This is a genomic window from Pseudoalteromonas sp. SR45-5 (assembly GCF_014163565.1).
Lineage (GTDB): Bacteria > Pseudomonadota > Gammaproteobacteria > Enterobacterales > Alteromonadaceae > Pseudoalteromonas > Pseudoalteromonas distincta.
Genome location: NZ_JACJDN010000151.1, coordinates 1 through 7,330 on the forward strand (window position 1 = coordinate 1; position 7,330 = coordinate 7,330).

Annotated in this window: 7 protein-coding genes; 1 reads left to right on the forward strand and 6 read right to left on the reverse strand. The window is 39.0% G+C overall.

Features of this window, described 5'->3' with window-relative positions; genetic code table 11:
* Positions 1 to 53: 53 nt before the first annotated feature.
* Positions 54 to 719, forward strand: a complete 666-nt coding sequence (locus tag H5072_RS07805) for a hypothetical protein (protein WP_182693183.1) — start codon at positions 54 to 56, stop codon at positions 717 to 719.
* A gap of 101 nt (positions 720 to 820) precedes the next feature.
* Here the strand turns inward: H5072_RS07805 and cyoE are convergent, their stop codons facing one another.
* From cyoE to H5072_RS07835, 6 genes are all read right to left on the reverse strand, one after another.
* Entirely contained in the window at positions 821 to 1,705 is an 885-nt protein-coding gene (gene cyoE, locus H5072_RS07810) for a heme o synthase (RefSeq protein ID WP_002958102.1), read from the reverse strand.
* A gap of 9 nt (positions 1,706 to 1,714) precedes the next feature.
* Positions 1,715 to 2,071: a cytochrome o ubiquinol oxidase subunit IV gene (gene cyoD / locus H5072_RS07815; RefSeq protein WP_002958101.1), complete on the reverse strand. Its 357-nt coding sequence runs from the start codon at positions 2,069 to 2,071 to the stop codon at positions 1,715 to 1,717.
* Entirely contained in the window at positions 2,071 to 2,697 is a 627-nt protein-coding gene (gene cyoC / locus H5072_RS07820) for a cytochrome o ubiquinol oxidase subunit III (protein ID WP_182693184.1), read from the reverse strand. The genes cyoD and cyoC overlap by 1 nt, the downstream gene beginning before the upstream one ends.
* A complete protein-coding gene (gene cyoB, locus H5072_RS07825; RefSeq protein WP_024596558.1) occupies positions 2,694 to 4,682 on the reverse strand; it encodes a cytochrome o ubiquinol oxidase subunit I in 1,989 nt (662 codons plus the stop codon). The genes cyoC and cyoB overlap by 4 nt, the downstream gene beginning before the upstream one ends.
* A gap of 2 nt (positions 4,683 to 4,684) precedes the next feature.
* Positions 4,685 to 5,644: a ubiquinol oxidase subunit II gene (gene cyoA / locus H5072_RS07830; protein ID WP_165723814.1), complete on the reverse strand. Its 960-nt coding sequence runs from the start codon at positions 5,642 to 5,644 to the stop codon at positions 4,685 to 4,687.
* Positions 5,645 to 5,966: 322 nt separating this feature from the next.
* Positions 5,967 to 6,386: a hypothetical protein gene (locus tag H5072_RS07835; RefSeq protein WP_002958097.1), complete on the reverse strand. Its 420-nt coding sequence runs from the start codon at positions 6,384 to 6,386 to the stop codon at positions 5,967 to 5,969.
* Positions 6,387 to 7,330 lie beyond the last annotated feature (944 nt).

The following is a 7,330-nucleotide window of genomic DNA, read 5'->3' on the forward strand; positions in this document are numbered from 1 at the left end:
TGTAATGTATATTTTATACTAAAATTTAAGCTCATAAATTAATTGAGATTATAATGCGCCTACTACTTACTTTATTACTAGTTACTTTAAGTGGCTTTGCTGTAGCAGAAGAAGAAAAAACAGAACTACCACCGGTAGACCCCGCTTACAATGCTGAGCATCCTATGGCTTTGGTTAATCAAGGCTCATCTATAATTGCGATTAACTTACCTAGTTATAATTCTCCAGATGATGTGCAAGTTGTTTATAAAATAGGAAACCCCGATGTCGCACTCTTAAACTTTGTTAGAAATGCTGAGCTAATCACGGTTAAGCCACAAGCGTTTAATATTCAACATTTAATGCGTGGTGAAGAAATTACGATTATTGCCGATATTTACGAGGGTGATTATCAACAAGGTGGTAGTTTAATTTACTCAAAAAAAGAGCTTGAACTGAGTAAGCAACTGTATGCCAGAGAGCTAAAAGATTTAAGTGAATCATCGCAATGGCAAGATTACGACATGATTAATCTAGGCGGTACTGAGCATATTTATATTCATAAAATTCAACAAGCGCCGAGCTATAACCATCTTATTTTTGTTGATTTAGTTAATGCATGTATGCAAAAGCTTCGTACCTCAAAACGTGTCCCAGCTGAAAATGAGCTTACCTATAAATTTATTAACTGCGGCACCCTTAAACCACTTTATTACAATGCTGATGATTTTAGAAAGTAAAAGGGTGAGAATACTGATGTTCAATTATTTTAATATTTAGGCATAAAAAAAGGCCCTTTCGAGCCTTTGGATTAACTTTGGAATAGTTAAAAATTTTTAAATTAGGTAAGCGTTAATAGCTGTGGAGCAACGCTATGATAGTCAACAGCCATAGCAATGCTTAACGCTGTAATATTAATAATTGAAAATGCGAACACTTTACGTGCCCAGCTACTCATATCAATATTACGACGATAACCACGTAGCGCCATTAGCAACCACCAAAAGCTGGTAATACAAGCAACAGCCATAAAAGCAGCACCTGTGTAGCCAGTAATTGGCAGTAACATCACCACTAATGCGTATACAGCAATGTAAAGTACGATATGGCGCTTTGCTTTATCAATACCTTGCGCTACTGGTAATACAGGAATACCTGCAGCTTGGTAATCTTTAAAGCGAAAAATAGCGATGGCGTAAGAGTGCGGCATTTGCCACAAGCTAAACATAACTAGCAGTATTAATGCGCCCATATCGAACTGCCCTGTTACGGCGCAGTAACCTACTACTGGCGGGACAGCGCCAGAAAGGCTACCTACAAAAGTGCCGTATACTGAGTTGCGTTTCATGTAGAGGCTATAAACCCCTACATAAATTACGTAGCCAAAGGCTGCAAAAAATACCGCGGCTTGAGTGGTGTAGGCGATAAGTAAACCAAAGCCCACAACACCCAATAAAATACCGTGACTAAGTGCAGCAAAGGCCGACATTTCGCCCGTTACTGTAACCCGCGTACGAGTACGTGCCATGGCCACATCTATGTCTCTATCTATAACATTATTGATAGCGCAACCTGATGCAACCACTAGCGACAAACCAATTAATGTGGCAATCATTAACCATGGGTCTATATCACCGCGCGAGGCAAGTAAAAACCCGCCCGCTACGCTGATCAAATTGCCCATAATAATACCCGGCTTTGTCACTGATAAATAACGACGAAACATCTTCAACTCCTAGTACATCATCATTGCGTTAGATTCATAAATGATCCAAACAGATAACCCAACAACCATTACGATGATCAGAGCACTGAATAGGAATGAAAAAGTACTTGCACGGCCATCTTCGGTGGTAAAATTAAGGTGTAAAAAGTATTTTAAATGCACCCAAATTTGTACGATTGCTAAAGTAACAATGCTCCAAAGCGTTGTTGCTTTTGAGAAGTCACCTTCCATTACCATGTAAAACGGTATAGCAGTTAAAATTACCGATAGCACAAAGCCAATTAAGTAAGTTTTAACACTGCCATGAGATTCATCATGATGATCACTTTGCGTTTGCTTTAACGCATGCGTTTCGCTGTGGCTCATTACATTGCTCCCATTAAATAAACAACGGTAAATACACAAATCCAGACAATGTCTAAGAAGTGCCAAAATAGGCTTAAGCAGCTTAAACGCGTTACGGTTGCTTTACCTAAGCCGCGTTTAGCAACTTCAATCATCATTATGGTCATCCAAATTAGACCCGCTGTTACATGTAAACCATGTAAGCCAACTAATGAGAAAAACGATGTTAAAAAGGCACTTTGTTGTGGACCATTGCCATGCACAATTAGGTGATGAAATTCGTATACTTCCATACCAATAAACACAGCACCTAAACAAAACGTAACAAATAACCAAGTCAGTGTTAGTACCTTTTTTTGCCCTTGAGCGGCAATCATGGCAAAACCAAAAGTAATACTACTAATCAGTAGTGCTGCAGTTTCTACTGCTACAAAGTCGAGTTCAAAAATATCTTTACCCGATACGCCACCGGCTGTGTTCATAAATAATACAGCGTAAGTGGCAAAAAACGAGGCAAACAGTAGGCAATCGGTCATTAGGTATAACCAAAAACCAAATACGGTATCACCCGAAGTATCGTGGTGATCATGCGCGTGGGCATGATCATCGTGTGATACAGAGTCTAAATTTGCAGAAAGTGTACTCACGCTTTTAACTCCTTAACGCCACTTGAATTATATGCAGCTTCAATGCGTGCAATTTCATCAGGTTGTATATAGTAATCTACATCGCTGGTGTAACAACGTTTGATAAATATGGCAATTCCGCCTACTAGTCCAACAACAGCTAACCACCAAATATGCCAAATCATTGCAAAACAAAATACTGTTAAACTTGCTGCCATTAACACGCCAGCTGATGTGTTTTTAGGCATATGAATAGGGCTGTAGTTTGCTTTATCTTGATATGCTTGACCTTTTTCTTTCATATCGGTCCATGCATCAATATCATCAATATGTGGAATTGTTGCAAAGTTATAAATTTGCGGAGGTGAACTTGTAGCCCACTCAAGTGTGTGGCCGTTCCACGGATCGCCTGTTGTATCGTCAAGCGCTTCACGGTCTCTAAAGCTCACATATAATTGAATTACTTGGCTGATAATACCAAACATAATAATTACAGCACCGCCTGCGGCAATGTATAACCACATGTTCCAATCTGGGTTGTTAGTGTGGTTTAAGCGACGTGTCATACCTAAGAAACCAAGTACGTACAGCGGCATAAATGCTACGAAGAAACCAATAATCCAACACCAAAATGATGCTTTGCCCCATTTTTCATTAAGTTTAAAGCCCATTGCTTTAGGGAACCAAAATACAAAACCGGCCAGGTAACCAAACACAGCACCACCAATAATTGTGTTATGGAAATGTGCAATTAAGAATAAGCTGTTATGCAGTACATAATCGGCGCCAGGAATGGCAAGTAATACACCGGTCATACCGCCTACGGTAAAGGTAACCATAAAGCCAAGAGTCCAAAGTACCGGTACACTTATACGTAATCGACCTCGGTAAATAGTAAATAACCAGTTAAACAACTTAACCCCAGTTGGTACGGCAATAACCATAGTCATTACCCCAAAGAACGCGTTAACGTTAGCACTTGAGCCCATAGTAAAGAAGTGATGTAACCAAACAATAAAGCCTAAAATTGAGATTGCACCGCTGGCATAAACCATCGATTTGTAACCAAACAAACGTTTACCGGCAAAGGTCGAAATAATTTCAGAAAAAATACCAAACGCTGGTAATACTAATATGTATACCTCAGGGTGACCCCATGCCCAAAACAGGTTGATGTACATCATGGCGTTACCGCCCAATTCATTGGTAAAGAAGTGGAAGTCTAGATAACGGTCAAGCGTTAGCATTGCAAGTACAGCAGTTAAAATTGGAAATGATGCTGCAATTAAGATGTTTGCCCATGTACATGCCCATGTAAAAATTGGCATTTTCATTAGGGTCATACCTGGTGCACGCATTTTAAACACGGTTGCTAAAAAGTTTACGGCTGTTAGAAGTGTACCGAGCCCGGATATTTGCAAGGCCCAAATATAATAATCGACCCCCACCCCAGGGCTAAAGGTCAGCTCCGAAAGCGGCGGATATGCCACCCAACCTGTTTTTGCAAATTCACCAAATACAAGTGATAAGTTAATTAAAATTGCACCACTGGCTGTAAACCAAAAACTTAAATTATTTAAAAATGGAAAAGCAACATCGCGAGCACCAATTTGAAGTGGTAATACAATGTTCATTAGACCAATCATAAATGGCATTGCCATAAATATGATCATGATTACGCCGTGGGCAGTAAATATTTGGTCGTAGTGTTCTGGTGGTAAATAACCTGGCGCACCACTGGTAGCAAGTGCCAACTGCGCACGCATCATTATTGCATCAGAAAAACCACGAAACAGCATTATTAGTGCTAAAAGAATATACATTACGCCTAAGCGTTTGTGATCAACAGACGTGATCCAGTCGCGCCAAAGCACGCCCCATTTTTTATACTTTGTAATAAGCCCGGCAATAATAAGCCCAGCTATCGCAATAACCGACATCGTGAACACAAGAATTGGCTCATGAAACGGAATTGCGTCGAGTGAAAGATTACCTAATAACGACATTATTATTCCTCGCCTTGGCTGTGAGATGAAGGCATTGAGTGCTCACTCATTTCATGATGCTTTTTACTCATTTGCCCATGTTCGCCCAATGCATGGTGTTTTTTGTTCATATCGCCATGCGCCTGCATATACTTCATAACAATGGTATGAAATAAGCCGTCATCAACTTTTCCGTAATATGCTACTGGGTTATTTTCACTTGCTTTTGCAAGCTCAACATAATTTGCATGAGTCAGGTTATTAGCGCTTGAATTCGCTTTCACATCACTCACCCACTTATCAAAGTCTGCTTGAGTAGGTGTAGCAATGGCATTAAATTTCATGCCAGTGAAACCTGCGCCGCTGTAATTTGCTGAAAAGCCTTTAAACGTACCTGGCTCATTTGCAATTAAGTGAAGCTTGGTTTCCATCCCAGCCATTGAGTATATTTGACTACCCAATTGCGGAATAAAAAATGAATTCATTGTGCTCTCTGAGGTGATTTTATATTCAACAGGTACATTTGCTGGGAACACTAATTCATTAACCGTAGCAATACCTTGCTCAGGATATATAAATAGCCACTTCCAGTTTAGTGAAACCACTTCAACAGTAAGATGTTCACCTTTACCTTCAATGGGTTTATAGGGGTCTAAGTCTTGGGTAGACTGCCAGGTAATAACACCTAAAATGATTACAATAACAATAGGAACAGCCCAAACAACGGCTTCAATTTTATTTGAATGAGCCCATTTTGGAGCATAAATTTCTTGGTTTTGAGTGTCTCTATATTTCCAAGCGAAATACAAAGTCATCACAATAACGGGAACGACTACAAGCAACATAAGCACGGTTGCGATGATGATTAAATTTTTCTCATCAATGCCTATTTGCCCTTTTGGATCGAGTATCCCGCCTTTACAGCCTGACAACGCCAGCACTGTACTAGCTAAAGCAATATTACAAAGGTTACGAATTAACAAGGGAGTATCCTACAAACCTAGAGTTTCAATTTGCTGCTTAAAATAAAAACCAAAGCAACGATTTTTCATTAAAAACCCAAGTTAACTAGAATTAAATTATAAAAATAAGGGGGCTATTCAAAAAAACCTAAAGCTCATGCCATTAATGACCTAGCAACAAACCCAGCTTTCTAAACGCATTTATATAACGTAATAAAAGTTAACTTGGGTGAGTGGTGGTTGGCTGAAATGTGTTTAAAGAAACACGAAGCTACTTTGTTTTAGCTAACCTTAATTATTTACAGCAAGAACAAATAATTAAAACCAGCAACAAGATGCAGCGTTACAGGCAACCTGTAAAGCTAGGTGGAGCACGACAACCATGTGAAGAGATCACAGGCTGAAGAACTTTAGCCTCGCTAAAAGCAAAGGCTGCTTTACGGAGGATTATGCCAGCACGACGCGCTGGACAAATATGGAACAATAACCAACAAAGGCCAATAAGTAACTGACTTGATATGATCGGATGAGCTAAAAATTGCGCAAGATTAAGTAACAGTGGCTCTACAATAAACCCATCACTTAATAGCGCTTCAAGCTTGAAGGCATCCTCTAGTGCACCGCTTAGCAACATTACAGTATTAAACACTAATAAAGTTATAGCTACACACACGCCCTTGCCTGCTTTATTCAAGCGTTCACACGTCTGCGGCTCGCCAGAGGCAAGTTCCGTAGCTGTATGATGCAAAGAAAGTGTGTTCAAAGACATTAACCTACTAAAATGACTATAACAAAATTAGAGTAATACAGTTTGCAATGGAAAAATTTAAAAAACATTGCTGTTGTAAACCCTAAAACCAGGTGCTAAATACAATCAAATCCAGCTAGCACATATTTACCTAGCGAAAATTGATCCGTATCAACCAAACTTTCAAAACTTACTGAAAGTTCGAACGTGAGTATAACAAAGAGAATTTTCTGTTCAACTAAAAATCAATTAATTTGAGTTAAGCTTTCGAAGCTATTTTGTTAATAAAAAATAACACGATAAAAAACATTCGGTTAGCTAAAATAAAAAACGATTTAAAGAGAAATATTTAATAGGATTATAGGTTTTTAGGAGGGAGTAATAATTGTGTGGCACAAATAAAAACAGCCCAAATTCAGTCACCACCGAACTTGAGCCGCCTTTCACACTGACAACATCTTCACACACAATATAAAGATTCTTGGTTTACACTACGTGGCAATTGTAGGGAATAAAAACAACTCAAGCTAAGTCACCACCGAACTTGAGCTGCCTTTCACACTGACAACATCTTCACACACAATATAAAGATTTTTGGTTTACATTACGTGGCAATTGTAGGGAATAAAAACAACTCAAACTCGTTCTTTATGGAAGTGAATCCACCGAACTTGAGTTGCCTTTCACACTGACAACATCTTCACACACAATATAAAGATTTTTGGTTTACACTGCGTGGCAATTGTAGGGAATAAAAACAACTCAAACTCAGTCACCACTGAACTTGAGTTGCCTTTCACACTGACAACATCTTCACACACAATATAAAGATTCTTGGTTTACATTACGTGGCAATTGTAGGGAATAAAAACAACTCAAACTCGTTCTTTATGGAAGTGAATCCACCGAACTTGAGTTGCCTTTCACACTGACAACATCTTCACACACAATATAAAGAT

Excerpts from the sequence above, each read along its gene's own strand:
- cyoB (WP_024596558.1), bottom strand. The coding sequence starts at position 4,682 with ATGTCGTTATTAGGTAATCTTTCACTCGACGCAATTCCGTTTCATGAG.
- cyoE (WP_002958102.1), bottom strand. The coding sequence starts at position 1,705 with ATGTTTCGTCGTTATTTATCAGTGACAAAGCCGGGTATTATTATGGGC.
- H5072_RS07805 (WP_182693183.1), top strand. The coding sequence starts at position 54 with ATGCGCCTACTACTTACTTTATTACTAGTTACTTTAAGTGGCTTTGCT.
- cyoD (WP_002958101.1), bottom strand. The coding sequence starts at position 2,071 with ATGAGCCACAGCGAAACGCATGCGTTAAAGCAAACGCAAAGTGATCAT.